At 53.6% G+C, this 25,500-nt stretch carries 26 protein-coding genes and 2 pseudogenes; 19 read left to right on the top strand and 9 right to left on the bottom strand.

Translation table 11 applies throughout. The annotated features are described in order from the left end of the window. The first annotated feature begins 185 nt into the window (after nucleotides 1–185). The 3 genes from EVJ32_RS04340 (at nucleotide 186) to EVJ32_RS04330 (ending at nucleotide 2,995) form a co-directional block, all read left to right on the top strand. Complete coding sequence (locus tag EVJ32_RS04340) at nucleotides 186–752, top strand: GNAT family N-acetyltransferase (RefSeq protein ID WP_131456897.1); 567 nt, start codon at nucleotides 186–188, stop codon at nucleotides 750–752. Nucleotides 753–920: 168 nt separating this feature from the next. Further along, nucleotides 921–1,610: a response regulator transcription factor gene (locus EVJ32_RS04335; protein WP_131456895.1), complete on the top strand. Its 690-nt coding sequence runs from the start codon at nucleotides 921–923 to the stop codon at nucleotides 1,608–1,610. Next, nucleotides 1,607–2,995, top strand: coding sequence for a sensor histidine kinase (locus tag EVJ32_RS04330; protein ID WP_131456893.1), 1,389 nt, complete (start codon nucleotides 1,607–1,609; stop codon nucleotides 2,993–2,995). Before EVJ32_RS04335 ends, EVJ32_RS04330 begins: the two co-directional genes overlap by 4 nt. Nucleotides 2,996–3,020: 25 nt before the next feature. Here the strand turns inward: EVJ32_RS04330 and EVJ32_RS04325 are convergent, their stop codons facing one another. Further along, nucleotides 3,021–3,308: a hypothetical protein gene (locus EVJ32_RS04325; RefSeq protein ID WP_131456891.1), complete on the bottom strand. Its 288-nt coding sequence runs from the start codon at nucleotides 3,306–3,308 to the stop codon at nucleotides 3,021–3,023. Nucleotides 3,309–3,432: 124 nt separating this feature from the next. Here EVJ32_RS04325 and EVJ32_RS04320 point away from each other — a divergent pair, with 124 nt between their 5' ends. Continuing rightward, the gene (locus EVJ32_RS04320; RefSeq protein WP_070328939.1) at nucleotides 3,433–3,642 is read left to right on the top strand and encodes a hypothetical protein; all 210 of its coding nucleotides are present in this window, start codon (nucleotides 3,433–3,435) and stop codon (nucleotides 3,640–3,642) included. 32 nt (nucleotides 3,643–3,674) lie between these two features. On the opposite strand, the gene cdd is transcribed toward EVJ32_RS04320, so the two are convergent. From cdd to EVJ32_RS04305, 3 genes are all read right to left on the bottom strand, one after another. After that, a complete protein-coding gene (cdd, locus tag EVJ32_RS04315) occupies nucleotides 3,675–4,082 on the bottom strand; it encodes a cytidine deaminase (protein WP_016510463.1) in 408 nt (135 codons plus the stop codon). Nucleotides 4,083–4,176: 94 nt separating this feature from the next. Next, on the bottom strand, nucleotides 4,177–5,553 hold the full coding sequence (gene rlmD / locus EVJ32_RS04310) for a 23S rRNA (uracil(1939)-C(5))-methyltransferase RlmD (RefSeq protein ID WP_131456889.1): 1,377 nt from the start codon (nucleotides 5,551–5,553) through the stop codon (nucleotides 4,177–4,179). Beyond that, on the bottom strand, nucleotides 5,550–5,759 hold the full coding sequence (locus EVJ32_RS04305; protein WP_016510454.1) for a hypothetical protein: 210 nt from the start codon (nucleotides 5,757–5,759) through the stop codon (nucleotides 5,550–5,552). The genes rlmD and EVJ32_RS04305 overlap by 4 nt, the downstream gene beginning before the upstream one ends. A gap of 85 nt (nucleotides 5,760–5,844) precedes the next feature. On the opposite strand from EVJ32_RS04305, the pseudogene yfkAB (EVJ32_RS04300) reads away from it, so the two are divergent. From yfkAB (EVJ32_RS04300) to EVJ32_RS04280, 5 genes and pseudogenes are all read left to right on the top strand, one after another. Further along, nucleotides 5,845–6,423: pseudogene (gene yfkAB / locus EVJ32_RS04300) on the top strand (radical SAM/CxCxxxxC motif protein YfkAB); the annotation flags it as partial. Nucleotides 6,424–6,640: 217 nt separating this feature from the next. Beyond that, entirely contained in the window at nucleotides 6,641–7,732 is a 1,092-nt protein-coding gene (locus tag EVJ32_RS04295) for an RNA-guided endonuclease TnpB family protein (protein ID WP_131456887.1), read from the top strand. A gap of 119 nt (nucleotides 7,733–7,851) precedes the next feature. Beyond that, a pseudogene (gene yfkAB, locus EVJ32_RS04290) lies at nucleotides 7,852–8,376 on the top strand (radical SAM/CxCxxxxC motif protein YfkAB); the annotation flags it as partial. A gap of 53 nt (nucleotides 8,377–8,429) precedes the next feature. Then, nucleotides 8,430–8,624, top strand: coding sequence for a hypothetical protein (locus EVJ32_RS04285; protein ID WP_233589689.1), 195 nt, complete (start codon nucleotides 8,430–8,432; stop codon nucleotides 8,622–8,624). 38 nt (nucleotides 8,625–8,662) lie between these two features. Then, a complete protein-coding gene (locus tag EVJ32_RS04280) occupies nucleotides 8,663–9,805 on the top strand; it encodes an MFS transporter (RefSeq protein ID WP_131456885.1) in 1,143 nt (380 codons plus the stop codon). A gap of 41 nt (nucleotides 9,806–9,846) precedes the next feature. Here the strand turns inward: EVJ32_RS04280 and EVJ32_RS04275 are convergent, their stop codons facing one another. Together EVJ32_RS04275 and EVJ32_RS04270 are read right to left on the bottom strand one after the other, a co-directional pair. Continuing rightward, a complete protein-coding gene (locus tag EVJ32_RS04275; protein WP_016510464.1) occupies nucleotides 9,847–10,149 on the bottom strand; it encodes a hypothetical protein in 303 nt (100 codons plus the stop codon). Between the two features lie 134 nt (nucleotides 10,150–10,283). Beyond that, a complete protein-coding gene (locus EVJ32_RS04270; RefSeq protein ID WP_131456883.1) occupies nucleotides 10,284–11,228 on the bottom strand; it encodes a DMT family transporter in 945 nt (314 codons plus the stop codon). Between the two features lie 198 nt (nucleotides 11,229–11,426). Between EVJ32_RS04270 and EVJ32_RS04265 the strand changes: the two genes are divergently transcribed. The 4 genes from EVJ32_RS04265 (at nucleotide 11,427) to EVJ32_RS04250 (ending at nucleotide 15,902) form a co-directional block, all read left to right on the top strand. Further along, nucleotides 11,427–13,337, top strand: coding sequence for a heavy metal translocating P-type ATPase (locus EVJ32_RS04265; RefSeq protein ID WP_131456881.1), 1,911 nt, complete (start codon nucleotides 11,427–11,429; stop codon nucleotides 13,335–13,337). Between the two features lie 118 nt (nucleotides 13,338–13,455). Continuing rightward, complete coding sequence (locus EVJ32_RS04260) at nucleotides 13,456–14,382, top strand: carbohydrate kinase family protein (RefSeq protein WP_131456879.1); 927 nt, start codon at nucleotides 13,456–13,458, stop codon at nucleotides 14,380–14,382. 65 nt (nucleotides 14,383–14,447) lie between these two features. Beyond that, nucleotides 14,448–14,885: an NUDIX hydrolase gene (locus EVJ32_RS04255; protein WP_201739058.1), complete on the top strand. Its 438-nt coding sequence runs from the start codon at nucleotides 14,448–14,450 to the stop codon at nucleotides 14,883–14,885. Nucleotides 14,886–14,954: 69 nt separating this feature from the next. Beyond that, nucleotides 14,955–15,902, top strand: coding sequence for a YihY/virulence factor BrkB family protein (locus tag EVJ32_RS04250; RefSeq protein ID WP_131456875.1), 948 nt, complete (start codon nucleotides 14,955–14,957; stop codon nucleotides 15,900–15,902). A gap of 53 nt (nucleotides 15,903–15,955) precedes the next feature. On the opposite strand, the gene EVJ32_RS04245 is transcribed toward EVJ32_RS04250, so the two are convergent. Beyond that, a complete protein-coding gene (locus EVJ32_RS04245; RefSeq protein WP_131456873.1) occupies nucleotides 15,956–16,507 on the bottom strand; it encodes a beta-class carbonic anhydrase in 552 nt (183 codons plus the stop codon). A gap of 20 nt (nucleotides 16,508–16,527) precedes the next feature. Further along, nucleotides 16,528–17,427, bottom strand: a complete 900-nt coding sequence (locus tag EVJ32_RS04240; RefSeq protein WP_131456871.1) for a 1,4-dihydroxy-2-naphthoate polyprenyltransferase — start codon at nucleotides 17,425–17,427, stop codon at nucleotides 16,528–16,530. Nucleotides 17,428–17,594: 167 nt separating this feature from the next. Here EVJ32_RS04240 and EVJ32_RS04235 point away from each other — a divergent pair, with 167 nt between their 5' ends. The 6 genes from EVJ32_RS04235 to menC are packed head-to-tail and all read left to right on the top strand — an operon-like array spanning nucleotide 17,595 to nucleotide 24,695. Then, the gene (locus tag EVJ32_RS04235) at nucleotides 17,595–18,980 is read left to right on the top strand and encodes an isochorismate synthase (RefSeq protein ID WP_131441103.1); all 1,386 of its coding nucleotides are present in this window, start codon (nucleotides 17,595–17,597) and stop codon (nucleotides 18,978–18,980) included. Further along, nucleotides 18,977–20,626 carry a 2-succinyl-5-enolpyruvyl-6-hydroxy-3-cyclohexene-1-carboxylic-acid synthase gene (gene menD / locus EVJ32_RS04230; protein ID WP_131456869.1) on the top strand — a complete coding sequence of 550 codons (1,650 nt, stop codon included), beginning with the start codon at nucleotides 18,977–18,979 and terminating at the stop codon, nucleotides 20,624–20,626. Before EVJ32_RS04235 ends, menD begins: the two co-directional genes overlap by 4 nt. Continuing rightward, nucleotides 20,623–21,387 carry an alpha/beta fold hydrolase gene (locus EVJ32_RS04225; protein ID WP_201740683.1) on the top strand — a complete coding sequence of 255 codons (765 nt, stop codon included), beginning with the start codon at nucleotides 20,623–20,625 and terminating at the stop codon, nucleotides 21,385–21,387. The genes menD and EVJ32_RS04225 overlap by 4 nt, the downstream gene beginning before the upstream one ends. Before the next feature lie 12 nt (nucleotides 21,388–21,399). Then, nucleotides 21,400–22,224, top strand: coding sequence for a 1,4-dihydroxy-2-naphthoyl-CoA synthase (gene menB, locus EVJ32_RS04220; protein ID WP_016508405.1), 825 nt, complete (start codon nucleotides 21,400–21,402; stop codon nucleotides 22,222–22,224). Between the two features lie 49 nt (nucleotides 22,225–22,273). Then, on the top strand, nucleotides 22,274–23,644 hold the full coding sequence (gene menE / locus EVJ32_RS04215) for an o-succinylbenzoate--CoA ligase (RefSeq protein ID WP_131456867.1): 1,371 nt from the start codon (nucleotides 22,274–22,276) through the stop codon (nucleotides 23,642–23,644). Continuing rightward, nucleotides 23,628–24,695: an o-succinylbenzoate synthase gene (menC, locus tag EVJ32_RS04210; RefSeq protein ID WP_131456865.1), complete on the top strand. Its 1,068-nt coding sequence runs from the start codon at nucleotides 23,628–23,630 to the stop codon at nucleotides 24,693–24,695. The genes menE and menC overlap by 17 nt, the downstream gene beginning before the upstream one ends. Before the next feature lie 41 nt (nucleotides 24,696–24,736). On the opposite strand, the gene map is transcribed toward menC, so the two are convergent. Then, complete coding sequence (map, locus tag EVJ32_RS04205; protein ID WP_131456863.1) at nucleotides 24,737–25,492, bottom strand: type I methionyl aminopeptidase; 756 nt, start codon at nucleotides 25,490–25,492, stop codon at nucleotides 24,737–24,739. Between the last annotated feature and the right edge of the window lie 8 nt (nucleotides 25,493–25,500).

Here is a 25,500-nt window from a genome sequence, read left to right as displayed (position 1 = left end):
TGAAAGCGCTCTTTTATTTTTTTGTGAAGTTACATTTTATTTGCTTGCTTTTTCAAAAAAAGTCTATAAAATAATCTTGTAACTCATAAAAGAGAGCAGCCAAGGCAAGTTCGAACAACGTAGCCAGAAGTATGCTTTCGTTACAACTATTCTTCAGCGGTCTGAACTAGGAGGAGGAATGTTTGGTGCTCAAATTTCGTGAGCTTACCGACTGCGCGGAGTTGTTCGAACTGATGCAACACCCAGATGTCTTTCCATATGTCCGTCAAAAGACGGTCCACTTTGACGAGTTTTTATTTAGCACGAAGCAAATCATCGAGCTAGAAGAGCAAGGAAACATCATCTCACGTACAATTACGAACGAGTTCGGTACCCCGATCGGGACGATCAGCTTGTTCGATGTGGAAACCGGTTACGGCTTCCTCGGTACGTGGCTTGGCAAACCGTACCATGGGAAAGGTTACAATCAAGTCGCGAAAGAAACGTTCTTCTCAGAGCTGTTCTTCGACCTTGATATTGAGAGTGTATTTTTAAAGATTCGTAAGGCAAATGAGCGTTCGATCGCGGCGGCGGCAAAACTTCCTTATGCGTTTTGCGCCGATGAGATCCGGCCCGATTTGTTAGCAGAAGTTAATAGCGGTGACGTCGAATACGTCTTGTATGAAGTGTCGAAGTCGAGCTTCCAGCTGTACTTGCATTCACTTCATGCGCCTGAGTTCGATCATTCGTACGAAGCCCAACTCGAAGCATAAGCCAATTCTGACAAAGAATTGGCTTTTTTGTGGCGTTTTTGTGTGGATTTGTTGAGGACAACTTTACGAGAATGAATAATTCTGTTCTAATTCGAAGAGATAGGTATGATAGAAGTATGAGGGAATTATCACATCCTTCGTTAACCGGTTTGTAAAGGAGAATGCCAGATGATAGAACCAGTATTTCGAATCTTAGTAACCGACGATGAGGAGCAGATGCGAGATTTGCTCGTTTCCAATTTAGCAAAAGAAGGCTATGAGACGGTCACCGCCACGAACGGCCTTGAGGCGATCGACTTGTTAAAAGAAAAGTCGTTCCACCTCGTCTTGCTCGACGTCATGATGCCCGAGCTCGACGGTCTGACTGCCTGCATGCGCATCCGTGAGTTTTCGAACGTCCCGATCATCATGCTGACGGCCCGGTCTGAAGAACTCGACCGGATTCACGGATTGAAGATCGGCGCGGACGACTACATCACAAAACCGTTCAGCCCGCGCGAACTGCTCGCCCGAATCGAAGCGACACTTCGGCGCACGCACAACTTCTCAAAAGAACAAGAAGCCACGTTCGACGCTGGTATCTTATCGATCGATATCGAGGGGCGCGCCGTCAGCGTGAAAGGCAAAACTGTCAACTTGACACGCAAGGAGTTCGATCTCCTCTACTTGTTCATCACGAACGAAGACAAAGTGTTCTCTCGGGAACAGCTCCTCGACCAGATTTGGGGTACCGAATACCACGGCAATCTCCGGACGGTCGACACGCACATTAAGACGCTCCGTCTCAAGCTCGGCGAAGCCGGTGGCTACATCCAGACCGTCTGGGGGATCGGCTACAAGTTCGAGGCGAACGTATGAAGCAATACACGATCCGGAAGCGGATTTGGATCACCATCTGGACGGCCAGCCTCTTCTCTGCGTTCGTGTTCATCATCATGACGTTTTACTTGTACGACAAGTTTTACATTCAGACGCAAGAAGAACTGCTGATCAACCGCGGAGAGAAACTCGTCACCATCTATAAGGCGGACGGCTTCTCCGACGCGTTCGCCGACAGCATGACGTACACGAACGAACTGACCGAAACGAAAGTGTTCCTCTCGTCCGTACGGGAAGATAGTCTCGGCTCCGGGAAGACGTTTTTACGCGAACAAGATCTCGCTCGTTTGCAAGACGGGTACGCCATCTCGGTCACGCGCAAGCACCCGACCGAGGATGTCGACATTCTCATGTCGGCGTTCCCGCTCATCCGTGACGGCGAACTCGATAATGCCCTCATCCTCTATATGGAGCTGAGTAAAATCAGTGAGCCGTTCCAGCCGATCCGGCTGATGATCACGTTCTTGCTCATCTTGATGATTGTCAACTTGCTCATTTTCGGGACGCAAATCATCGACACGATCATTCAACCGCTCATCCAAATGAAGCGCGCTTCCCAAGTGTATGCCAAAGGTGACTTCACGCACCGCATCCCGATCGATTCCGATGACGAGATCGGTGACTTGGCCGAGACGCTCAACCGGATGGCCGAGTCGCTCGGACTCGTCGAGGAGCAGCGCAAAGAATTTTTGGCGAACGTCAGCCATGAGCTCCGGACCCCGCTATCTTACATTCGCGGGTATACCGAGATGCTGCAAGACCCGACGCTCGACGAGAAGACGCAAGCCCAGTATTACGACATCATCGAGAACGAGACGGAGCGGTTGCAACGACTCGTCAACGACCTGCTCGACCTCGCCCAGCTCGAACGCGATTCGTATCCGATGACGAAAGAACCGGTCGTGTACTCACAAGTGCTCGAAGACGTGTTATACCGGTTTGAACCGATCGCGCGCGCGAAAGGCGTCACCATCAAAGCGGATCTCGACTTTGACCTCATCATTCTCGGGGATCACGATCGCCTCGAGCAAGTCGTCGGAAACTTACTTGATAACGCCCTTCGTTATACGGATGCCGGCAAGTCGATCCATGTGAGGACGTTCGCGGAAGAGAACTATGCCATCACCGAGATTCGCGATGAAGGCCGTGGCATCCCGAAAGAAGATCTCGATCAATTGACGAAACGTTTTTACCGCGTCAACAAATCGCGGACGCGTGAAGACGGCGGTACCGGACTCGGGCTCGCCATCGCCAAGCACATCATGGAACGCCATGGCGGCTCGATGCATTTCACGTCCGAAGTCGGCAGCGGCACGACCGTGTCGCTTGCTTTGCCGCTCTTGCCAGACGATGAAGACATATAAAAGAGGCAGCCGCGGCTGCCTCTTTTTAAATATCTTTGCCTTTATAGGCATCATCTGATTCGTTCATGAGCCGATCGCGTTCGGCGTGTGTCTGCGGGAACCCGTTCGCTTGCCACTCGGCCCGGTTGTTCGAATCGAGTTGTGTCAGCCCTGCTTCCGCCTCGTCTTTATCGGAATCGACACTCTCCATCTTGTCCATCTTGCTCCACATGTTATCCTTGCGGTCTTGCGTCAACAGCGCCGCGACTTTCGGCGCGACGAGTGCAGCACCAGCCACACCGAGCACGATCCCCATCAATACTTTCTTATCCATCCAATACCCCTCCTTAGTCACTATGCACAGATAATTCCACTGTTCCCGAAACTTGAAACACTTTTCTAAAGCGTTTACACAAAATCAGGAAGTGGAATAACACTCAAAGAAGGAGGCGATGGAGATGAAGAAGCAGGAACAACCGTCAAAACGACCGTTCGATAATCCGGACGCCGTCGATACGGACAAAGAGAGCATCTTTGACCAAGAAGGCATGGAGACGGTCGACCCGATCCCGGTCGAAGAGCTAAATCAAAAAGTGAAAGACGAGAAACGAAAGCGCCACTCAAAAGACGACTCGGTCAGCGAGAAAAAATATGACGGCAACAAATAAGGATGCGGACAAAGTTGTCCGCATCCTTATTTTCATGTTAAGTCTTTTGGCGAGAAGCCGTATGGCAGCATCTCTTCTTTTGTCATCACTTTCGTCTCACCGGCCATGTTGGCCAAGATCAACGTGAAGTCGTCACTCGCAAACTCGGCGATGACTTGACGACAAGCGCCGCATGGCGAGATCGGGCCTTCCGTGTCTCCGACGACGACGACCGTGTCGATCGACTTGCTGCCTTCCGACACCGCCTTGAAGATGGCAGTCCGTTCCGCACACATCGACAAACCGTACGACGCGTTCTCGACGTTACAACCTAAGATTTCCTTACCCGTCTCATCGATGACGACGGCACCGACGTTGAACTTCGAGTAAGGTGTATATGCGCGCGACCGCGCGTCAATCGCCTTATGAACGAGCTCTTGAACTTTTTCATGTGGAATCATTGAATGTTCCTCCGCTTCTTGAATTTAAAAAAGAAGTCTGACATCTGAACTATAACGTGAAAACGTTTTCTTGACAAGCGTTTTCACGGTCCCGTCAATATTTTTTCTTCTTCTTTTTCTCGAAGACGACAATCGATTCGACGTGAGCCGTTTGCGGGAACATATCGTACGGTTGGACGTAGTTGATCTTATAATCAGCTTTCATGAGCTGATCCGCGTCGCGCACGAGCGTCTGCGGGTTACATGATACGTAGACGATCCGTTTCGCTTTCGAAGAAATCATCGCGTTTAGGAGCTGGTGGTCCACACCGGTCCGCGGTGGATCGACGACGATCACGTCAGGAATCCAACCGTCTTTCACCCAGCGTGGAATCCAATGTTCAGCGCGCCCCTCGACGTATGTCGCATGACTGTAGCCGTTCTCGCGCATATGGGCGTTCGCGTCTTCAACCGCTTCAGGCACGACTTCCATCCCGCGAATCTCTTTCGCGTGCGGTGCGAGCCAAAGTCCGATTGAACCGACACCGGCGTACGCATCGATGACGCGTTCTTCACCAGTCAGACCAGCTGCCTCGACGACTTCACGGTACATGACTTCGGTTTGGGCCGGATTTAGTTGGAAGAAAGCACGTGGCGACAAGTGGTAATGCACATCGTCTAGCTGCTCGTCCATCTTGTCTTGACCGGCGATGTGGACCGTTCGGTAACCGAAGATGACGCCCGACCGGTTCGAGTTGATGTTGATATGGAACGAGACGACGTTCGGCAATTCCATGATGCGGTCGCTGAGCGTATCCAAGTTCGGTACGTCCTCACTCCCGACGACGAGAACGACTTGAACGTCGTTCGTCTTGTAACCTGAACGGACGACGATCGTCCGGGCAAAACCGACGTCACGTCTCGCGTCATAGACCGGGATGTCGAGCTCGTTCAAAATACGGACGATGGCGTTGTTGACGTTCGTCGTATCACGTTGTTGCACCATGCAGTGCTCGATCGGCACGAGGTCGTTCGAGTTCGGCTTGTAGAGGCCTGAGACGATTTCGCCGCGTTGGACTGACAACGGGAATTGGGACTTATTGCGATAGTACCAAGGGTTCTCCATCCCTTTCGTCGGACGGATATCGGACTTATCGACGTTCAACTTCGTCTTCTGACGGAACGCGTTGCGGACGATGTCTTCTTTATAGTCCATTTGCAGACGTGAACTCATATGTTGAATCTGGCAACCGCCACATTCGTCATAAATCGGACACGGCGGTTTGACCCGGTCCGGCGAGTCGTTGTGTCGCTTCGTGACCCGCGCCTCGGCATAGTTTCGTTCGATGCGCGTGATTTCAATGTCGGCTCGTTCCCCTGGTAACAGGTTCGGGATAAAGATGACCATCCGATTGATCATCGCGATGCCCTCCCCGTTAATGCCTAACCGTTCTGCTTTCGTGCTTGCACGTTCTCCTACGATCAATTTCAATGTGTTTCATCCTTTCGAGATACTTGTTCTAAATCTTTGGCGTAACGTACGACTTTCGCACGTAAGGAATCAATATCAGCTAACAATCGATGCAAATCCTCTGGCGTCGTGAATTCGTCTAACGTGTTGACTGATAAGCACAGTAACTCCGTTCTCGATTTTAACACGTTCATTTTTCCTGCCGTATCTGTTCGTGATTTACCCATCTCATGATCGCTCCTTCGCTTAGTGACAAAGAGTTGTTATTATAGCATACTATTTCGTGTAACTTGACAAAAAGGTGGAATCCACATGCAAAACATCTCGACGACGTTCGATCCGTGGGAAGCGTATCTCGATCAAACCGAGTTCGGTCGACTCGTCCTCTCGAACGTCGAAGTGACGACGACGAAACTATGCAATATGCGCTGCGAGCATTGTGCGGTCGGCTATATGCTCGATCAAACGGAAGAACCCGAGGTCCCGCTCGAGCTGTTGATCTCGCGCCTCGACGAGATCGAGCACTTGCGCGCGTTCTCGATCACGGGCGGTGAGCCGATGCTGTCGATGAAGTCAGTTCGAAACTATGTCGTCCCGCTTCTACGCTACGCTAAGGAGCGCGGTGCCCGCACACAGATTAACTCGAACTTGACGTTGCCGCTATCTCGCTATCATCTTATTACCCCTTACCTCGACGTTTTGCACATTTCTCATAATTGGGGAACGGACGACGATTTCTTAGAGGGCGGTTTCGCGATGATGGACCGCAAGCCGAGCGAATCCGCTCGGCTCAAGATGCTTCAGACGATGAAGGACAATGCCCGAGCCCTCACGGCCGAAGGGGTCATCGTATCGGCCGAGACGATGATCAACAAGCGGACAATCCCACATTCAACATAATTAAGCGAGAATTCTCCCACCTCTAAGCGTCTGGGGCGAAGCCCAGCGTAGGTGGGAGATGAATCGCCCGTACATAAACTTCTTGGCCACCCCTGTGACAGATATGACGAACATAAGTTCGTGATTCCGTCAGATTTCCCTTCCCCCGTCGCGGGTATCGGATGAGGAAGGCGTTCATCACGATCATCGGCCGAGAGGAGGGGGAGACATGCTGAATGGCTACAAATACAGGCTCCACCCGACGTCGGAACAGGCCGATTTCCTGGTCAGGACGATCGGCTGTGCCCGGTTCATCTACAACAAGCTGCTCGAGGACCGCATCGCCATCCACGAGGAGGCGAAGGCTGGGACCGGCCCGAAGCGAAAACTGCCGACACCGGCCTCGTACAAGCCCCTGTTCCCGTTCCTGTGTGAGGCGGACAGCCTCGCGCTCGCGAACGCGAAGCTGCACCTCGACGCGGCGTTCGCGAAGTTCTTCGCCGGGACGGCCGGCTTTCCGGTGTTCAAGTCGAGACGGAAATCGCGCGCCTCCTACACGACGAACAACCAGCACGGCACGATCCGCATCGAGGGGGACCGGGTCCGGCTCCCGAAGGTCGGGTTCATCCGGTTCACACAGCACCGAATCTTCGACGGGGCCATCCGGTCGGCGACCGTGTCGATGACGAAGACGGGCAAATTCTTCGTGTCGCTCCTCGTCGAGCAGGCCGACGAGCCCTGGGTCCCGGCCGAGCACAAAATCGGGATCGACCTCGGCCTCGGGCACTTCGCCGTCATGACGAACGACGCGCTCGTGACGGAGAAGGTCCCGAACCCGCGCAACCTGCGCGAGGCCGAGGAACGGCTGAGACGGGCGCAGCGCTCGCTCTCCCGCAAGAAGCCCGGCAGCCGGAACCGCGAGAAGGCGCGGCTCCTATTGGCCAAAAAGCATGAAAAGGTACGGAACCGCCGACATGACTTCCTCCACAAGCTGTCACGACGCATCGTCGACGAGAACCAAGTCGTCGTCGTCGAGACGCTGAAACCGAGGGAGATGATGCAGGACCGCCGCCTGGCAAAGTCGATCGGGGACGCCGGATGGGGCGAGTTCGTCCGCCAGCTCGCCTACAAATGCAGGTTCCACGGCCGCACACTGATCCAGGCCGACCCGTGGTTCGCCTCGACCCAGGTTTGTTCGGCCTGTGGCGAGAACGGCGGCAAGAAGGACCTGCACGTCCGCGAGTGGACATGCGCCGTATGCGGCACGCACCATGACCGCGACGTCAACGCGAGCCTCAACCTGTTGGGTCTCGCCGACTGAAACACTCCAGGGCAGGGACTGCCCGACGAGCTTGGTCCACAACCGTGGCTGGTCAAAGCACGGTCTTCCCAAGAAGCTCCCACTTCAAGTTGCGAAGCAAATAAGTGGTGAGTAGTTCACAAGAGATTCACGAGGAAATCGTCTCGCTCGGTTGCCAGCGAGTAGAATTGCACCCAATGTACCCCGCAGACTTCGCTAGCGCGCTCGAGTCGGCCTCTCTCGACGAGATCCGTCAAGCTATCCATGACGTACTCGACATTCGGGACGAGAACGTCTGGATGCTGTTTGGAACGTTGCCGTTTTACGCCTGCTCGGACTCAGAAGCCGACCGCGCCTTACTGCGGCGACTCTCGACCGCGAAAAACGTGACGGTCCGCAACGACCCGGACGGACGCTCCCGGTTGAACACGAACATTTTTGACGGTCAGATCATCGTCACCGACTTCGGAGACGAACTCGGCACACTCGGCACGTTGTACGATACGTCGTTCCAAGACGCGTACGATCAATGGACGAACAGCGCGTTGAACGCCACACTGTCGTGCCATTGTCCCGCCGTCAAATGCCTCGGACCGAACGCACTCGTCAAACAAGCGTACTATCCGACAGTCGACTTTAGACAACGTGTCGCCCACTCGTTTTAATTATTTCGATCCGGGAAATATTTAGTATATAAAACGAATCGAGGTGTTCGATGATGACAGCGATCTATGTGTTCATCGTTACCGTCATGGGAATCATCATTTTCGGAGGCGTGCTCAGCATCTTATTGACAGCCGCATTCGTTTCGGACAAAGTAGACCATGATGAAGTATTCAGTCAAGGCAGTTGGGACGACGAGTTACTGCAAATAAATCATACTCCCCAACCGATTGATGAACCAAAAAGCTGAGACCTCTCAGCTTTTTATTTTTGTATATGAGGTGAACTATGGAACGGTTTCGTTTTTCGATCTTATTGCTCGTCGTTTTTATTTCAGGCTTGATTCAAGGGGCGCTCATCCCTTTACTATCCACATTAATCGAACGTGACGGCAACCCGGCCTGGCTGAACGGACTGAACGCGACGATGCTCTATTTGGGCATCATCGTCTCGGCGCCGCTACTCGAACGGTTCGTCCGCAAATACGGATTCCGCCCGACGATCGTGCTCGGCATCGTGTTGACGGCGCTCGCCACGTTCTTTTTACCGCTCTGGCCGTCACTGCTCATGTGGGCCGTCATGCGCTTCGTCATCGGATTCGGGGACTCGGCGCTTCACTACGGCTCGCAAGTGTGGGTCACGTCCGTGAGCGAGAAACGGAGTCTCGGCCGGGCGATGGCGTATTACGGGATGTCGTTCAGTCTCGGGTTTGCGGTCGGTCCGTTGATCGCCCCGCTCGTCGATATTCACTTTTGGCTCCCGTTCCTCATCTTGATCTTCTTCTGTCTCGGATCACTCTTCCTTATCTTCAAGGTCGACAACGAGTACCCCGAAGCGGAGAAAGTGAAGACGGATTCGACCGGACGCATCCGCCTCGTCTTGATCGGCGCCGGGTACACGCTGCTCCCGGCTTTTACATACGGCTTTCTTGAAGCGAGCCTGAATGCGAACTTGCCGATCTTCACCGTCCGTAACGACATCGGGCTCGCACAGACGAGCACGCTCATCACGACGTTCATCGTCGCGTCCATCATCGTCCAGTTGCCGCTCGGACGGCTCGCCGATCACTTCGGGAAGAAACGCGTCCTTCAAATTGTCTTGACGCTCGGTACGCTCTTGTTCGCACTCGCGAACCTCGCCGTCGACAACTATTTGTGGTTGCTCGTTTTGTTTGCCTTGGCCGGTGCCGGACTCGGTTCCACTTATTCGCTCGGCCTCGCCCATATGACGGAAGTGTTGCCCCGCTCACTCTTACCGACCGGCAACATGCTGTACAGCATCTCGTTCAGTGTCGGGTCGATCAGCGGTCCGATGATCGGTGCGTTTTGGGTCGCGTTGCCTAAAGAAGTATATTTCCTCATGTACGCCTTGATCCTCGGCATCCTGTCGATCAGCCTGTTCACGTCAAAAGCCAAACCGATCGAAGCATAAGTAAAGGATGAGTCTCCGCGGAGATTCATCCTTTTCGTTTGTCATTCGTTTGGCGGCCCGACTCTGACATCGTTTCGTTCGAATGCCCGGATGAACACCTCATCGAGAGCGAACGGCTCCGTATCGAGCGATGCCAATACGTCGGACTTGAGCGTCACCTCGATGACACGATCGTTGATTTGCCACTTCGTCTGGATGTCATCGCCTTGCCTGACGGCGCGCACATCGACTTGGTCGTGATGTTCTTTCAATCCGCGACTCACGCACTTCATCACGTACTTGACGTACTCGTCTCGCGGCTGGCGCGACACGAGGATGTTTCGGACAATCAAATTTCTCGTCATGGCACAAACCCTCCCTTCTGTTAACTTGTCGTACGCAAGTCTTTACAACGAAGACCGATTCATAACTGAAAAATTTTCAGAATTTTTAATATATTTTGTCATGAAAATAAACTTCCGTCAACTGTACCTCGAACTCATTTCGCAACAGAGCCGCCCGGCCGACGACGACCTTGAAAATACGTTGACAAGTAGATGCCGGCGATGACGAATAGCAACCCGACGAGCGCGTTCCAAGGAATCGTCTCACCGAGCAGTAAACTCGATAATAGGACACCGAACAAGGGAACAAAGAACATATAGAGCGACACCCGGCTCACCGGGTTGTGCTTCATGAGCGTGTTCCACAACGTGAAACCGACCGCTGATAACAATGCGAGGTATAACAGGAACAATAGCGTCTTGACCGTGTAAGGCAAGAATACGCCTCCCGGGTCAAGGATAAATCCGACGATCAACAGACCGAGCGAACCGATCACCATCGCCCAAGCGGTCATCGGGGCGACGTCATGATGTCGCGAGTAGTCTTTCGCGACCAAGTTCCCGAACGCGCCAGACACCATCGCCAAGATGAGAAGGATCTCACCGATTCCAAAACCGATTTCCGAGCTTGCTGTCGGCCAGTTCGCGATGACGATTCCTGAGAAGCCGAGGGTGAGCGCGATGCCTTTCAACCGGTTCAACCGATCATCTTCATAGCGGAAATGTGCGAGCGCCATTTGGAAGAACGATGTCGAGCCGGCGATGATCGACCCTTGCACCCCGGTCGAGATGGATAATCCGATATAGAAGAACAGATATTGCAAAAACGTCAAGAACGCCCCTAAGTGTGCGTATGCCTTCAATTTTTCCGCATTCAATCGGATCGGCCGCTTGAAGACGAGCCGGCTGATCACGAGCAACAGAATACCAGCCAGTAAAAACCGTTCGCCGGCAAAGAACAGTTGTTGGCCGTACTCGCCTGCCCCGATGTCTAACGCCTCATAACTTAATTTAATGAACGGGAAAGCACTGCCCCATAAAAACGTGTTGAACAACGCCAACAGCGTGACGCTCCAAGAGCGTTGAAAAATATTTTGCATGACACGAAATCTCCTTAATCTTTTAGTTTGTGAGTTGTTATGAATGATGATAAAATAGACTCACATGATAATCATTATAAATAAGAGACGTGAAGAAAACGGATGTAAAACCCTTTAAAACAACAAAAGATAATGATAATCATCCTCAGTCATTATCATTTAACTGATATATATTCTCAATTAGAAAGAGGTGTCACTATGAACGTACAGGTAACTACTGCACAAGAAAAAAGCCACGTCTTCAAACGGGCCAACTGGTTCGAACATATCGAGCTCATCATGGCGCTCATCAGCGGTGTATTGATTGTACTCGCATATCTCGCAGAAAGACAAGACGGAGCCACTTGGATTTACGTCACGCTCTACTTGACCGCCTTCTTGATCGGCGGTTACGCCAAAGCCAAAGAAGGACTGACCGATACGTGGGAAACCCGATCATTGAACGTCGAGCTGCTCATGATCATCGCGGCGATCGGTGCCGCCTCGATCGGCTATTGGATGGAAGGCGCGATCCTCATCTTCATCTTCGCCTTGTCCGGTGCACTCGAGACGTACACGCTGAACAAAAACGAGCGGGCGCTCGAATCGTTGATGGAACTCCAACCGGAACAAGCGACCCGTTTCGATGCAGCCGGCGGTCTCGAAGTCGTCCACATCGATGACTTAAAAGTCGGCGACCGGATTTACGTCCGGCCGGGTGAACGCATCCCGGTCGACGGACGCATTTTGAGCGGGACCGCCTCCGTCGAAGAAGCCGCCATCACCGGGGAATCGATTCCGGTCGACCGGACCGTCGGCGACGAAGTGTTCGGTTCAAGTGTTAACTTGAACGGGGTGCTCACGTTATCGGTGACGAAACTCGCCACCGAGACATTGTTCCAAAAGATCATTCAGATGGTGCAGCAAGCCCAAGAAGAAAAATCACCGTCGGCCCAGTTCATCGACCGCTACGAAGGACGATACGTCCAGATCGTGCTCATCTCGGTCACGGCCATCATCTTGCTCGGCCCCGTCCTCACTTCGTGGTCGCTCGAAACGAGCATATACCGCGGGATGATCCTGCTCGTCGTCGCCTCACCGTGCGCCCTCGTCGCGGCGATCACACCGGCCGCGCTCGCCGCCATCGCCTCGTCCGCTAAACACGGGATTTTGTTCAAAGGCGGTGTCCACATCGAGAACATGGGACGCCTCAAAGCGATCGCTTTCGATAAGACCGGAACACTCACAATCGGTAAGCCGGTCGTCCAAACGGCGTTGGTTCATCCTGACATGGCAGCAGAAGACGTTTATCGCGTCGTCAGTTTGATCGAAGAACATTCGATGCACCCACTCGCCGAGGCGCTCGTCAAGTTCACGGGCAAACATACGGGAGACATGGACCACTTTAAAGACATCACCGGTTCAGGCATCGAGGCGACGATTGACGGCACTTCCTACCGGGTCGGTAAACAAAAGTTCGCCGACCGGAGCGGTGACTTCTACCGCGAAGATGTCGAACGGTTAAAAGCCGCCGGACACACACTCGTCTTCGTCAGTGACGATGAACAGACGATCGGTGCATTCGCACTGCGTGACACGTTACGCCCGGAAGCCAAACAAGCGATTGAGCGCTTGAACCATCTCGGAATCGCGACGATCATGATCACAGGCGACAATGAAGCGACCGCACGCGCCATCGCGACGGAGGCGGGCTTGACCCGCTACATCGCCGAATGCCTCCCGGAAGAGAAAGTCGAACAAATCAAGCTGTTAAAACAAGAGTACGGCACAATCGGGATGATTGGCGACGGCATCAACGACGCCCCGGCCCTCGCGACAGCAGACGTCGGGATCGCCATGGGCGAAGGAACCGACGCCGCACTCGAGACGGCTGACGTCGTCCTCATGAAAAACGATCTCGTCCGCTTGAGTTCAGCGATCGAGCAATCCCGTAAATTGAACCGGATCGTCTTGCAGAACGTCGTGTTCGCCCTCGGCGTCATCCTCGTTTTGATCGCGACGAACATCTTCGAGCTGCTCGTCATGCCGTTCGCCGTCGTCGGTCATGAAGGGTCAACGATTCTCGTCATTTTGAACGGACTGCGCTTGCTCAGTTCTTCATGGGATTGACAAATTTCGACAGCGTTTGAAACCGTCATTGAAAGCGAATGACGATTTCGCTATAATGGGAATAATGTGTCTAACAGACCGATAACAGATAGATGATTGGCTAAAGGTGGTACAGCATATGAATACGATTGCAGTAATCGGCAAAGTATTTGTCGATATTAAAGGAACATCGTTCGCCCCGCTTCATAAAGATGCGAAAAACGTCGGGGACATCGCGTTCTTAAACGGCGGAACCGGCCGTAACGTCGCGCAAAACTTAGGTGTCCTCGGTAACGACGTCCGGTTCGTGTCAACCGTCACAAACGACCAAATCGGGATGGGTGTCCTTCAAGAGCTTCGCGACTTAAACGTCAACGTCGACCACGTCGACCTGCTTGAGGATAACGGAATGGGCATGTGGCTCGCCGTCATGGACAATAACGGCGACCTCCAGACCTCGATCTCGAAACAACCAGATGAAGCGATGATGGAACAATGTATCCTCCGCCGAATCGATACGGTGTTCGCCGAAAGCGAAGCCGTCGCCATCGACCTCGATTTGTCGGTCAACGTCTTGAATGAGACGATCGAACTTTGTCGCGAGATGAAGCTTCCGCTTTACGGGGTGTGCGGTCATTTGTCCGTCATCGAACGAAATCGCCACTTGCTTCAAGGCTTCACCGGCTTCATCTGTAGCCGTGAAGAAGCCGAAATCCTGTCTGATATGTCAATCGTCACCGTCGATGACGCATTGCGCGTCGCCGAAGTGCTCGCGATGAAAGGTGCGCCGCTCACGATCGTCACGATGAGCGAGCTCGGTGCCGTCTACGTCGATCTCCGGACGAACGAGCAAGGACACGTACCGACGACAAAAGTCAAAGTCGCTGATTCAACAGGCGCCGGTGATTCTTTCTTCTCGGCCGTCATCTCTGAATTGATGAAGCATCATTCGATTGAAGACGCGCTCCGCCTCGGCATGCGCGTCGCCGCAAAAGTTATCGGTTCTCATGAGAACGGTTTGACTTCTGATATGTACGAATCGTTAGAACAAACAACGACAGATTAACAAAGCGCATCGACGGTGAGTCGATGCGTTTTGTTCACTATAAGCTACCGAAAGGAACGATCCCATTGGTCAGAACAAAATTACGCAGCGCCATCATCCTCACGAACGAACACGATGAGGTCGCGCTCATTCGACGCGAAAAAGAAAACGCACTCTATTACGTCTTCCCTGGCGGCGGTGTCGAACTTGGCCATACGGCTGAAGAAACTGCCGTCCGTGAAGCTTATGAAGAACTCGGTGTCCACGTCGAGCTTGAAGGAGTCGCCGCCTACGTCGCTTTCAACGGTGAATTGAATCCTTATTTTTGGGCCCGCGTCACAAATGGCGAATTCGGCACCGGTACAGGCGAAGAGTTCCAAGCTGAACAGACGAACGGCTCGTACACACCGATTTGGGTGAAGCGGAGCGCATTGAGCCGCCTGCCAGTCAGACCCCCTTCTTTAGCCGAGCTGCTCACCACCAATCCAGAACGATTCTTTGACAAAACGTTAGCCGAAGACTGAATCAATGTGTAACCTACTGACAAATCGGGAAAGATAGTTTCTAACGATAACGTTCAGGAGGATATGCGCATGGACACTACAGAAGTGAAAGAAAAAAAGAATTGGCTCACCTTCGGGAAAGAGTTGTTTCGTCGCTTTAAAGAGCATGACGTTCAAGATTACGGGGCAACGCTCGCTTTTTTTTGGTTCTTATCCATTTTCCCGGGAATCATTTTTATTTTAGCGTTGCTCTCGTTCTTCGACATCACGCAAGCGTCGTTTCAAGAACAGTTAAATAACCTGGCGCCAGGTTCGGCGGCGACCGAGTTTTTATCAGGGATCTTTGAGGCGATCGGCGAGCCACGAGGCGGACTGCTCTCGATTGGTGCGATTTTAGCGATTTGGTCGGCCTCTAAAGGAGTCGAACGATTGATCAATATGGCAATCCACGCCTATGGCGAGGACAACGAACGCAACTTCTTCGTCAGTAAAGGCATCGCCCTCGGCTTGACGTTCCTCCTCGGCGTCGGCGTCTTGCTACTCATCATCTCGAACGTGTTCGGTTCACAAATCATCGAATTCATTTCAGACTACATCCCGATTTCCGGTGCCGAAGTCGTCTTGATCAACGTGTTCCGTTACGTGCTGACGACGGTCATCTTAATCTTGACGCTGTCGATCTTTTATAAGATCGCACCGCAACAACACGTGTTTTGGAAAAGCACCGTCCCCGGCGCCATCTTCGGCGTCATCGCTTGGCAGCTCGTCTCACTCGGTTTTAGCCTATACGTCTCGAACTTCGGTAACTACGATTCGACGTACGGATCACTCGGAGGCATCATCGTCACGTTGCTTTGGCTGCAGTTGACCGGCATGATCATCTTGATCGGCTCTGAGATCAACGCCACGTGGCAACGCTTCTTCAAAACACCGAGCGAGCAAGAGTATGAGAAGAACTATAAGAAAAACAAAAAATCCAAGTCGAAAGACTCGGACGAAGATGACTACAAAGATATTCCGGTCAACACGTACGGATGACAAAAGGCGAGCTCTCTCAAAACGGAGCTCGCCTTTTTGCATAGATTGGATGATTATGCCTCTACGACATCGAGTCGCCCCGTTCCTGGATCGATGACAAATCCGTGGACGTCCGTACCCGGCGGCAGGAGCGGATGGTTTTTGATCAGGCTGACCGAGTTGACGACGTTCGCCTCGACCGAGTCAAAGCCGTGCAACCACTTCTCCAAGTCCATGCCTGAGGCTTTGAGCGTCTGTAACGTCTGCGGATCAATTCCGCGCCGCTCCATCTCGCCGATGACCGCGTTCGGGTCGATAGCGGCCATGCCGCAATCGTAATGTCCAATAACGATCACCTCTTCCGCACCGAGAGCGTATAAGGCGACGAGAATCGAACGCATGACCGATCCGAACGGATGCGACAATACCGCGCCCGCGTTTTTGATGATTTTCGCGTCGCCGTTCTTCAAACCGAGCGCATGTGGCAATAACGACGTCAACCGTGTGTCCATACAAGTTAAAATGACAATTTTCTTATCAGGAAATTTATCTGACACGTACTGCTCATACTGCTTCTCTGTCACGAACCGTTCATTGAACGCAAGCATGTCTTTGACGACTGACATATCGTTCCCCTCCTCTATGTTTATGCGATAACGCGTGCGACGATTAATCCGATGACCATCCAGGCCCCGAATAACGTGTTGACCTTCGCCGTCATCGCCATCGCCGGCATCAGGTCGGCCGGCTCACGTTTCACCCAGAAACGCTTCACCGCACGAATCATAATCGGAACGGTCATTAACGAAAGCAATACCCAAGGCGTGACCCCGTAAACGAATACGGCGACGAGGATACCAATCAGCGCAACGATAAAGAATCCGGCCAAAACGAGCACGGCCCGGCGATGTCCGACGAGACACGCAATCGTGCGTCGTCCGTTCACCTTGTCGTTATCCAAGTCCCGAATATTGTTGGCTAGTAAAATCGCTCCGATCAAGAGCGCCATCGGGAATGACACGAGCAACAACTCAGTCGTCACCGTACCGATTTGGATATATCCTGAAATCCCGATGATGACGTAGCCCATGAACAATCCGGCGACAAGTTCACCGAACGGCGTATACGCAATCGGAAGCGGACCACCCGTATACAGATAGCCGACGACCATCGACAACGCTCCGATCCAAAGCAAATGCCAGCTCGTCGAAGCGGCAAGAAACAGACCGAGAACACACGCGACACCATACATCCCGAGCGCGATGCCGAGCACTTGACCCGGCGTGAACCCGTCTCGTACGATCGAGCCGCCGATTCCAATCGAGCCTTCGTGGTCGAGTCCGCGTTTGTAGTCGTAATATTCATTAAATAAATTCGTCGCGATTTGAATCAAGATCGAGGCGAAGAGCATCGCCAAGAACAGACCCCATTTCAAATCGGTTTGACCGGCGACGATAAACGTTCCTAACAGCACCGGAATAAAGCTCGCCGTCAGTGTGTGCGGACGAATCATGCGCCAATAAGCACCTTTCTCTCTCTTCTTCATCTACTTCCCTCCCTTCGTTAGTTTACGTCTCCACAAAAAAATCTGTCAATGCCCGTCCCTCAATCGTCTCAACTCATGTTTCTCGAGCATTCGACGGGCAGCCCAGCCGTTAAGTCATGATACACTAAAAGATGAATATTCCATCGGATTGAGGAGGCTTTTCTTATATGCCAGATACTCAAACACACATTAAACAACGAATCGAACAAGCGCATAAACGCGCACGCGCATGGCAACGACCTGTCCTTGCCTCATACACGTGGGAGATCCCTTCGTTCGACGCGTTTCATATCATTCAAAATACAGAAACATCACACTATTATTTTTCGACACCCGATCGCTCACTTGAAATGCTCGGTTGTGCCGACGCGCTCGTCTTGACGGCGTCCGGACCCGAACGGTTCCAACGTCTGCAGTACGACTGGAGCCTGCATCGCCGGGATGTCGATGCCGTCATCTATGCGTTCTCAGGATTTTCGTTCGATACGTTCGTCCGACCTCAAAAAAACATGTGGGACTCATTCGGCGAGGCGGCTTTAGTCGTCCCTAAATTTTTATACCGTCGTTCCGGTGACAAGCACACGTTGACGGTGTCGACCCTTGTTTCTTCAAACCAGACCGTTGAACAATATTTAATCCAACTAGCCGACCAATTGGCCCAGTTCAACGCCCTGCACGCGCCCGATGAGTCGACACCGACGTATTCGAAAGTAAAAGACGGCGTCGATCACTTTAAATCAAGTTTTCAACAGGCGAAAGGATATATCGCCGAAGAAAAAGTCGAGAAACTCGTCATCGCCCGGGAAGAGATTTACCAGACGTCAGATGAAGCGTTCCCGTTCGCGAAGACGCTACGGCACTTGTCTGAACATCAAGAAGGCAGTTACGTGTTCTTATATCAACCGAAACGGGAAATCGGATTTTTCGGGGCCACACCGGAGCGGCTCGTCCGTAAGCAAGGTCCGCATATCGAGACCGCGGCCATCGCCGGCACGATCAAACGCCCGGATACGGACGCGGAAACCGAGACGGCGAAACAGCAGTTGTTGCATGACCGTAAAAATTTAGAGGAGCACCAAATCGTCGTCAAAGATATTCAAAACGCTCTCACACCTTATGCAGCGACCATTCATGTCGCGCCGTCCCCGACGATTTTAGAGAACCGCTCGGTGTTTCATTTACACACACCGATCAAAGCAACTTTGGACACGAACGCGTCTCTCCTCTCCATCATTGAGTCGTTGCACCCGACACCCGCACTCGGCGGTTCTCCGAAGCGGACGGCCGTCCGCTTGCTGCGCGACATCGAACGGTTCGATCGCGGCTGGTACGGCTCACCGTTCGGCTGGTTGAACACCGACGGAGAAGGTGAATTTGTCGTCTCTATCCGTTCGGCCCTCGTCCAGCATCAGTTCGTGGCATTATACGCAGGCTGTGGAATCGTCCAAGAGTCTGAACTCGAATCAGAGCTAGCCGAGACAGAAGTCAAGTTGAGCCCGATCAAGCAAGCGCTCGGGTTAGACCAAGTCATTTCAGGAGGCAATCACGAATGAACGATATGTTAACGAATTGGGTATCCCATATGATGAATCGACTCGTCGAAACTGGGATTTATGACGTCGTCATCAGTCCCGGTTCGCGTTCGACACCGCTGGCGATGGCCGCGTATTTGCACCCGAATATACGCCATCACGTCGTCGTCGATGAGCGTTCAGCCGCTTTCTTCGCGCTCGGACTAACCCGCGCTGGCGAAGACGTTCGGCCGGTCGCATTAATTTGTACGAGCGGCACAGCCGCTACCAACTATTTTTCAGCTGTCGCCGAAGCAACGATTTCCCAGCTCCCGCTCGTCGTATTGACGACAGATCGGCCGCATGAGTTGCGTAACGTCGGGGCCCCGCAAGCAATCGATCAAGTCCGCCTCTACGGTGAACATGTGAAGACGAGCCTCGATCTACCGGTGCCCGAGCCAGAGAGTCTGCACTATATGGAACAAGCCGTCGGACGGCTCGTACGCTTGAGTGCGCAGGCCCCGCTCGGACCGGTCCATATTAACATCCCGTTCCGAGAACCGTTACTGCCCGATATCGAACGTCTGAAGTCACAATTGACCGCCACTTCGAGACGGAGCGAGACCTCGTACATTCGTCCCGTCACCGACGACTTGGCTCGCTTCAAACAAGAGACGGCCGTCGAACGGCTCGCTTTCGTCGTCGGACCTGGCACGCCGACGTCTTGGCTCGAAACCATCTACAACGTAGCAAACACTCACCGAATTCCGGTGTTTGCCGATCCGCTCAGTGGCATGCGTTGCTTTGACGGCGTTTTGACGAATTATGACACGTGGCTCGCAAGTGAGCATAGCCCAGAATGGACGCCGAATGCGGTCGTTCGCTTCGGTGCGGCTCCTGTATCGAAACGGTTGAATGAATGGCTCAAACAGACCCACCAAATCTTGATTGAACAGCCCGGCTCGTTTCGCGACCCATCGAGTCGTGCGACTGTCGTCTACGGCGACGCGAATGACTATTTGGAGGTCATCGACGTCCCGTTTGACGACGTCTACTCGGCTCGCTTTTCCTTATTCGAACAAGTCGCCGAATCGGCCAAACCAAGTCTGAGCGGTGAGAGCGCCTTGACTAGTCACGTCTTGAACGCTCAGATCGACCGCTTGTTCGTCAGCAACAGCATGCCGATCCGTGACGTCGACACGACGCTCGGTGCCGGACAAGCCGTATCCGTCTTCGCCAACCGAGGCGCGAACGGGATCGACGGAATCATCTCGAGTGCGCTCGGCGCTTGCCACGACACAGAACGAGCCGCGTTACTGATCGGTGACTTGGCGTTCTATCATGACAGCAACGCCCTGCAATTACTAAAGACGCATCCTGGCTCGTTCTCGATCATCGTCGCCAACAACAACGGCGGGGGCATCTTCTCCTTCTTACCGCAAGCATCCATCGAGCCACAGATGTTCGAAGACTTGTTCGGTACACCGCTCGACTTGAACATCCGTGGCTTCGCCGACACATACGGGCTTAGCTATCAACTGCTCGAACGTCCAGAAGACGTGACAGCAGCGATCGAGGCAGGGATTCAGTTGATCGAATTCCCATCTGACCGTGCCGACAACGTCTTATCCCACCGGAACTGGACGGAATCGATTTGCACGCGTCTCACGTTGGAGAACGGGACATGAGACGTACTGTCCGTGACGTATCGTATGAAGTGCTCGAGCACGGGTCCGGAAGACCGGTCCTCTTGTTGCACGGCTTCACGAGCAACGCCGGATGGCTCTCGTATTTCCCTGACTTGCCGGTGCGCCTCGTCGCCCCGTCCCTGCTTCAACATGGACAGACCGGCAGTTGCTCGGTCGCCCGCGCGAAGATGAGCCAACAAGTGAAGGATTTGTCGACGCTGCTCGACACGGACGAAAGGCCGTGGACGGTCATCGGCTATTCGCTCGGCGGCCGCATCGGGATGACACTCGCAGCCTGTGACGAGCGCGTGGACCACTTCATCGGGATTAGTACGACGCCCGGTCTCACCGCTTCAGAGCGACGAGCGCGACGCGACGCCGATGAACGGCTCGCGCGACGGATCGAGACGGACGGAATCGAAGCGTTCGTCGCCGCATGGGAGATGCTCCCGCTTTGGCGTCAAACGGACGAGATGCGGGCCTCACTTCGACATGAGCGGCTCGCTCAAGACCCGTCAGCGCTCGCGAACAGTTTGCGCGCCATCGGGACCGGCAGTATGCCGTCGCTATGGACGCATCTTGACCGCCTGCCTCGAACCGATTTGATCGTCGGTGCGCACGATGTGAAGTTTCAAACGATTGCTCGCGATATGCGTGAACGTCGTCCAGACATTCGGATACACGAAATTTCGGGTGCGGCCCACGCTCCCCATATCGAGAACACCCAACAATTTGGTACAATGATAGAGAAATTGATTTGAGGGGGAATTTAAATGGAATCAGTAGCAAACTGGACATCGGTCCGTACGTATGAAGACATTAAATATGAGAAGTGGAACGGGATCGCAAAAATCACGATCAACCGTCCGGAAGTTCGGAACGCGTTCCGTCCGCTCACGGTCAACGAATTGATTGACGCGTTCGCGCGCGCCCGTGACGATAAAGAAGTCGGTGTCATCATCTTGACAGGTGAAGGCGATCAAGCCTTCTGCTCAGGTGGCGACCAAAAAGTTCGCGGTCACGGCGGCTACGTCGGTGACGATGATATCCCGCGCTTGAACGTCCTTGATCTTCAGCGCTTGATCCGAGTCATCCCTAAACCGGTCATCGCCATGGTCGCTGGATACGCCATCGGTGGCGGACACGTCTTGCACCTCGTCTGTGACTTGACGATTGCGGCCGACAACGCTCGTTTCGGTCAAACTGGACCGAAAGTCGGTTCATTCGATGCCGGTTACGGTTCAGGCTACTTGGCACGTATCGTCGGACATAAAAAGGCTCGTGAGATTTGGTACTTGTGCCGTCAATATGACGCACAGCAAGCGCTCGACATGGGACTCATCAACACGTTCGTCCCGCTCGAACAGCTTGAAGCCGAGACGGTCCAATGGTGCCAAGAGATCTTGCAACACTCGCCGACAGCACTCCGCTTCTTGAAAGCTGCGATGAACGCTGATACGGACGGCTTGGCCGGGATCCAACAGCTCGCCGGTGATGCGACGCTCCTTTACTACACGACAGATGAAGCAAAAGAAGGCCGTGACGCCTTCAAAGAAAAACGTGACCCTGACTTCGGTCAATTCCCGCGTTTCCCGTAAATCGTAAGAGAGTAGCGAATTCGCTACTCTTTTTTTGGAGGTAATTGTAATGGATTATGATTTGAAGCAACATCCTGTCGACACGATCGCCCTCGTCACCGCAACGGAACGTCTGACGTGGGGCGAATTGATCGATGAGAGCTCGCGCTTGGCACACTTTTTAGGCCGGACCGTTCCGGACGCTCGTCACATCGGACTGTATGCGTCAAATAGTAAAGACTATGTCGTCGCAGTCCACGCCGTCCATTTGCTCGGAAAAGTACTCGTCCCGTTGAATACACGGCTGACCACAAGCGAACTCGCGATGCAACTCGACAAGGCCCACATCGACATCTTACTCGTCGATCAGGAAATCGACCTCAACGTCCCTCAAATCGACGTGAGCGTACGCGATCAAGAGCCGTTGCGCCGACATCATCGCTGGGGGCGTGACGAGGTCATGTCGCTCATGTTTACGTCCGGAACGACCGGACACGCCAAAGCGGTGCAACAGACGTACGGAAATCATCGCGCGAGCGCCGAGGCCGCAAAAAAACATCTAGGATACGAGCCGACCGACCGCATGCTCGTCGTCACGCCATTGTTCCACATGAGCGGACTCGCCCAAGTGTACCGTTGCGCCCTGTTCGGCTCGACATTATACGTTGAACCGAAGTTCGACGTCTTGCGTACGATCCGATTGATCGCGTCCGAACGGATCACCCATCTTTCCCTCGTCGCCATCATGCTCGGGCGACTGCTCGACGCAGGATTGACCAGTCACCATCTCCGCGTCATCCTCGTCGGAGGCGGACCGGTGCCACGGCCGTTGCTCGAAGAAGCAGACCGCCGCCACTTGCCGATCGCGCAGACGTACGGGATGACGGAAACTTGCTCCCAAGTCGCGACGTTGTTGCCGTCCGAAGCACTCGACCATATCGGTTCAAGCGGTCAAGCGATCGCACCGACCCGCATCCGCATCAGTCGCGATGGCGAGATCGAAGTCAATGGCCCGACCGTCACGCCAGGCTATTATAACGAATCGGAAGCGGATGCTTGGACCGAGGACAGGTACTGGCGAACCGGCGACCTCGGAACGATCCAAGACGGCTATTTATATGTTTTGGATCGCCGGAGCGACTTGATCATCTCGGGTGGAGAAAACATCTATCCTGCTGAGATCGAGAGCGTCCTGTTGCGATGCCCCGGTATCGAGGACGCCGGGGTCACCAGGAAGCCTGACCCGACATGGGGCGCCGTCCCGATCGCCTATATCGTCGGGACATACGACCCTCACGAACTTACGCAAATTTTAAACGACCACCTCGCTAAGTATAAGCACCCGAAGGCGTTGATCACGGTCACTCAGCTCCCACGAAACGCCAACGGAAAATTGATGCGACACCGCTTAAAGGAGACCGATTATGATTCAACGAGCTGACCTTTACATCGTCCCGCTCACGTTCAAACACCCGCTTGTGACAGCCCATGCCGTCTTGACGACGCGACGGACGGTCATCCTCCGTCTCGAAACGACCGACGGAGCGGTCGGATACGGGGAAGGTGTCGCCTTTGAGACGCCGTGGTACACGTCGGAGACGGTCCGCTCGACCGTCGACACGTCTGAACTGATCTATCGATTGCTGAAAGGGCAGCCGATCAGCGCGACCACATTTCCAGACCATGTCCGTTCGATCATCGGGCACCCGATGGCAAAAGCGATGTGGGAGAGTGCACTGTGGGAAATCGAGGCCGCCCGTGCTGGCGTGACGCTAAAACAACTTTTGCAAGCCGGACATCACGTCGCTTGCGGGCGGACGATTGGGATTGGCTTGCTCACCGAAACGTTGAACGCGATCGAACAGGCGCTCCATTCCGGGTTCGAACGGATCAAGTTGAAAGCTTCGCCTCATGAGCTATTGACGGCGCTCGCGGAAGTGCGGACTTTTTTCCCGGACGCTCCGCTCATGATCGACTTGAACGGCAGTGCGCACGAGCAGCCGCTCGACTGGTTCAAACAACTCGACGCCCATCGCCTCTTGATGATCGAACAGCCTTATCCGAGCGACTGCTGGGTCGACTCGGCCGACCTGCAAACAAAACTCAAGACGCCAATCTGTCTTGACGAGTCCATCATCTCACGGCAAGACGTCGAGACGATGAATCGGCTTCGGGCCGGACGCATCGTCAACATCAAACCTGCCCGCGTCGGGGGATTGACCGAGGCGCTCGCGATCCGTGACAGCGGTACCCCGTATTGGGTCGGTGGTATGTACGAATCATCGATCGGCCGTTATCATACACTCTTATTCGCCTCGTTGACGGGTGCCGCCTATCCGGCCGACATGGCCGGAACGAGCGCCTATTTCGAGACCGACCTGCTCGATGCGCCGCTCGATGTCGAAAACGGTCAGCTCTTGATCCCTGACGTCGTCACTCCGGATTGGAAAAAGATTCATCAGTTAAGCGAACAAATCATCCAGTTAACGTAAACAAGGATACAGACCGCGGTCTGTATCCTTGTTTGATTGCGTCATTCTTCTCGGAACGTTCCTGTCAACACTTCATAGCCGTCCTCGGTCACGATGACCGTGTGCTCAAACTGCGAGACGGGGCTGTCGTTCGGTGTGAACAACGCCCAGCCATCCTCTTCTGACTGGTAGACGATCTCGTCTTTCGTCGAGACGAACGTCTCGACTGCGATGACTTGACCGACTTTCAAGATGTCATTCTCTTCCCGGCTATAATAGTTGGAGATCGTCTCCGGTTCGCCGTGGAGCGTGCGGCCGAGTCCATGACCCGCCAAGTTTCGAATGACGGTGAAGCCATTTTTGCGGACATCCGCGTAAATCGCTTTTCCGATCTGGTTCACTTTCGTACCGGCCTTCACTTTGCTGAGGCCCGCTTCGAGCGACGTGAGCGAGACCTCGACTAAGCGGACATGCTCTGGCGATTTCGGTGTGCCGGCGATCACCGTTCGTCCCGTGTCTGCATAATAGCCATCTTTCACGGCAGACACATCGACATTGACGATGTCCCCGTCTTTAATGACTTCTTTACCCGGAATTCCGTGGGCAGCCACTTCATTGATGGAGATACACGTATAGCCCGGAAACTCATACATCGTAATCGGCGCCGAGGCCGCTCCTTCTTCTTCAAGAATACGTTGCCCGATCGCATCGAGCTCTTTCGTCGTCATCCCTGGCGTGACGGCCCGTGCCATTTCATCCCTTGCCCGGGCGACGATTCTCCCAATCTCACGCAACGCATCATAATCGTAATCAAACATCATAATCC

Source organism: Exiguobacterium sp. SH5S4 (genome assembly GCF_004337045.1).
Classification (GTDB): Bacteria; Bacillota; Bacilli; order Exiguobacteriales; family Exiguobacteriaceae; genus Exiguobacterium; species Exiguobacterium aurantiacum_A.
Note: the sequence above shows the minus strand (reverse complement) of the source record. Positions and strands in the feature narration are given on the sequence as shown.

Coding starts and splice junctions, on each gene's coding strand:
- EVJ32_RS04335 (WP_131456895.1), top strand. CDS start 921: ATGATAGAACCAGTATTTCGAATCTTAGTAACCGACGATGAGGAGCAG.
- EVJ32_RS04330 (WP_131456893.1), top strand. CDS start 1,607: ATGAAGCAATACACGATCCGGAAGCGGATTTGGATCACCATCTGGACG.
- EVJ32_RS04325 (WP_131456891.1), bottom strand. CDS start 3,308: ATGGATAAGAAAGTATTGATGGGGATCGTGCTCGGTGTGGCTGGTGCT.
- EVJ32_RS04320 (WP_070328939.1), top strand. CDS start 3,433: ATGAAGAAGCAGGAACAACCGTCAAAACGACCGTTCGATAATCCGGAC.
- cdd (WP_016510463.1), bottom strand. CDS start 4,082: ATGATTCCACATGAAAAAGTTCAAGAGCTCGTTCATAAGGCGATTGAC.
- EVJ32_RS04305 (WP_016510454.1), bottom strand. CDS start 5,759: ATGGGTAAATCACGAACAGATACGGCAGGAAAAATGAACGTGTTAAAA.
- EVJ32_RS04295 (WP_131456887.1), top strand. CDS start 6,641: ATGCTGAATGGCTACAAATACAGGCTCCACCCGACGTCGGAACAGGCC.
- EVJ32_RS04285 (WP_233589689.1), top strand. CDS start 8,430: ATGACAGCGATCTATGTGTTCATCGTTACCGTCATGGGAATCATCATT.
- EVJ32_RS04280 (WP_131456885.1), top strand. CDS start 8,663: ATGGAACGGTTTCGTTTTTCGATCTTATTGCTCGTCGTTTTTATTTCA.
- EVJ32_RS04275 (WP_016510464.1), bottom strand. CDS start 10,149: ATGACGAGAAATTTGATTGTCCGAAACATCCTCGTGTCGCGCCAGCCG.
- EVJ32_RS04270 (WP_131456883.1), bottom strand. CDS start 11,228: ATGCAAAATATTTTTCAACGCTCTTGGAGCGTCACGCTGTTGGCGTTG.
- EVJ32_RS04265 (WP_131456881.1), top strand. CDS start 11,427: ATGAACGTACAGGTAACTACTGCACAAGAAAAAAGCCACGTCTTCAAA.
- EVJ32_RS04260 (WP_131456879.1), top strand. CDS start 13,456: ATGAATACGATTGCAGTAATCGGCAAAGTATTTGTCGATATTAAAGGA.
- EVJ32_RS04250 (WP_131456875.1), top strand. CDS start 14,955: ATGGACACTACAGAAGTGAAAGAAAAAAAGAATTGGCTCACCTTCGGG.
- EVJ32_RS04245 (WP_131456873.1), bottom strand. CDS start 16,507: ATGTCAGTCGTCAAAGACATGCTTGCGTTCAATGAACGGTTCGTGACA.
- EVJ32_RS04240 (WP_131456871.1), bottom strand. CDS start 17,427: ATGAAGAAGAGAGAGAAAGGTGCTTATTGGCGCATGATTCGTCCGCAC.
- EVJ32_RS04235 (WP_131441103.1), top strand. CDS start 17,595: ATGCCAGATACTCAAACACACATTAAACAACGAATCGAACAAGCGCAT.
- menD (WP_131456869.1), top strand. CDS start 18,977: ATGAACGATATGTTAACGAATTGGGTATCCCATATGATGAATCGACTC.
- EVJ32_RS04225 (WP_201740683.1), top strand. CDS start 20,623: ATGAGACGTACTGTCCGTGACGTATCGTATGAAGTGCTCGAGCACGGG.
- menB (WP_016508405.1), top strand. CDS start 21,400: ATGGAATCAGTAGCAAACTGGACATCGGTCCGTACGTATGAAGACATT.
- menE (WP_131456867.1), top strand. CDS start 22,274: ATGGATTATGATTTGAAGCAACATCCTGTCGACACGATCGCCCTCGTC.
- menC (WP_131456865.1), top strand. CDS start 23,628: ATGATTCAACGAGCTGACCTTTACATCGTCCCGCTCACGTTCAAACAC.
- map (WP_131456863.1), bottom strand. CDS start 25,492: ATGTTTGATTACGATTATGATGCGTTGCGTGAGATTGGGAGAATCGTC.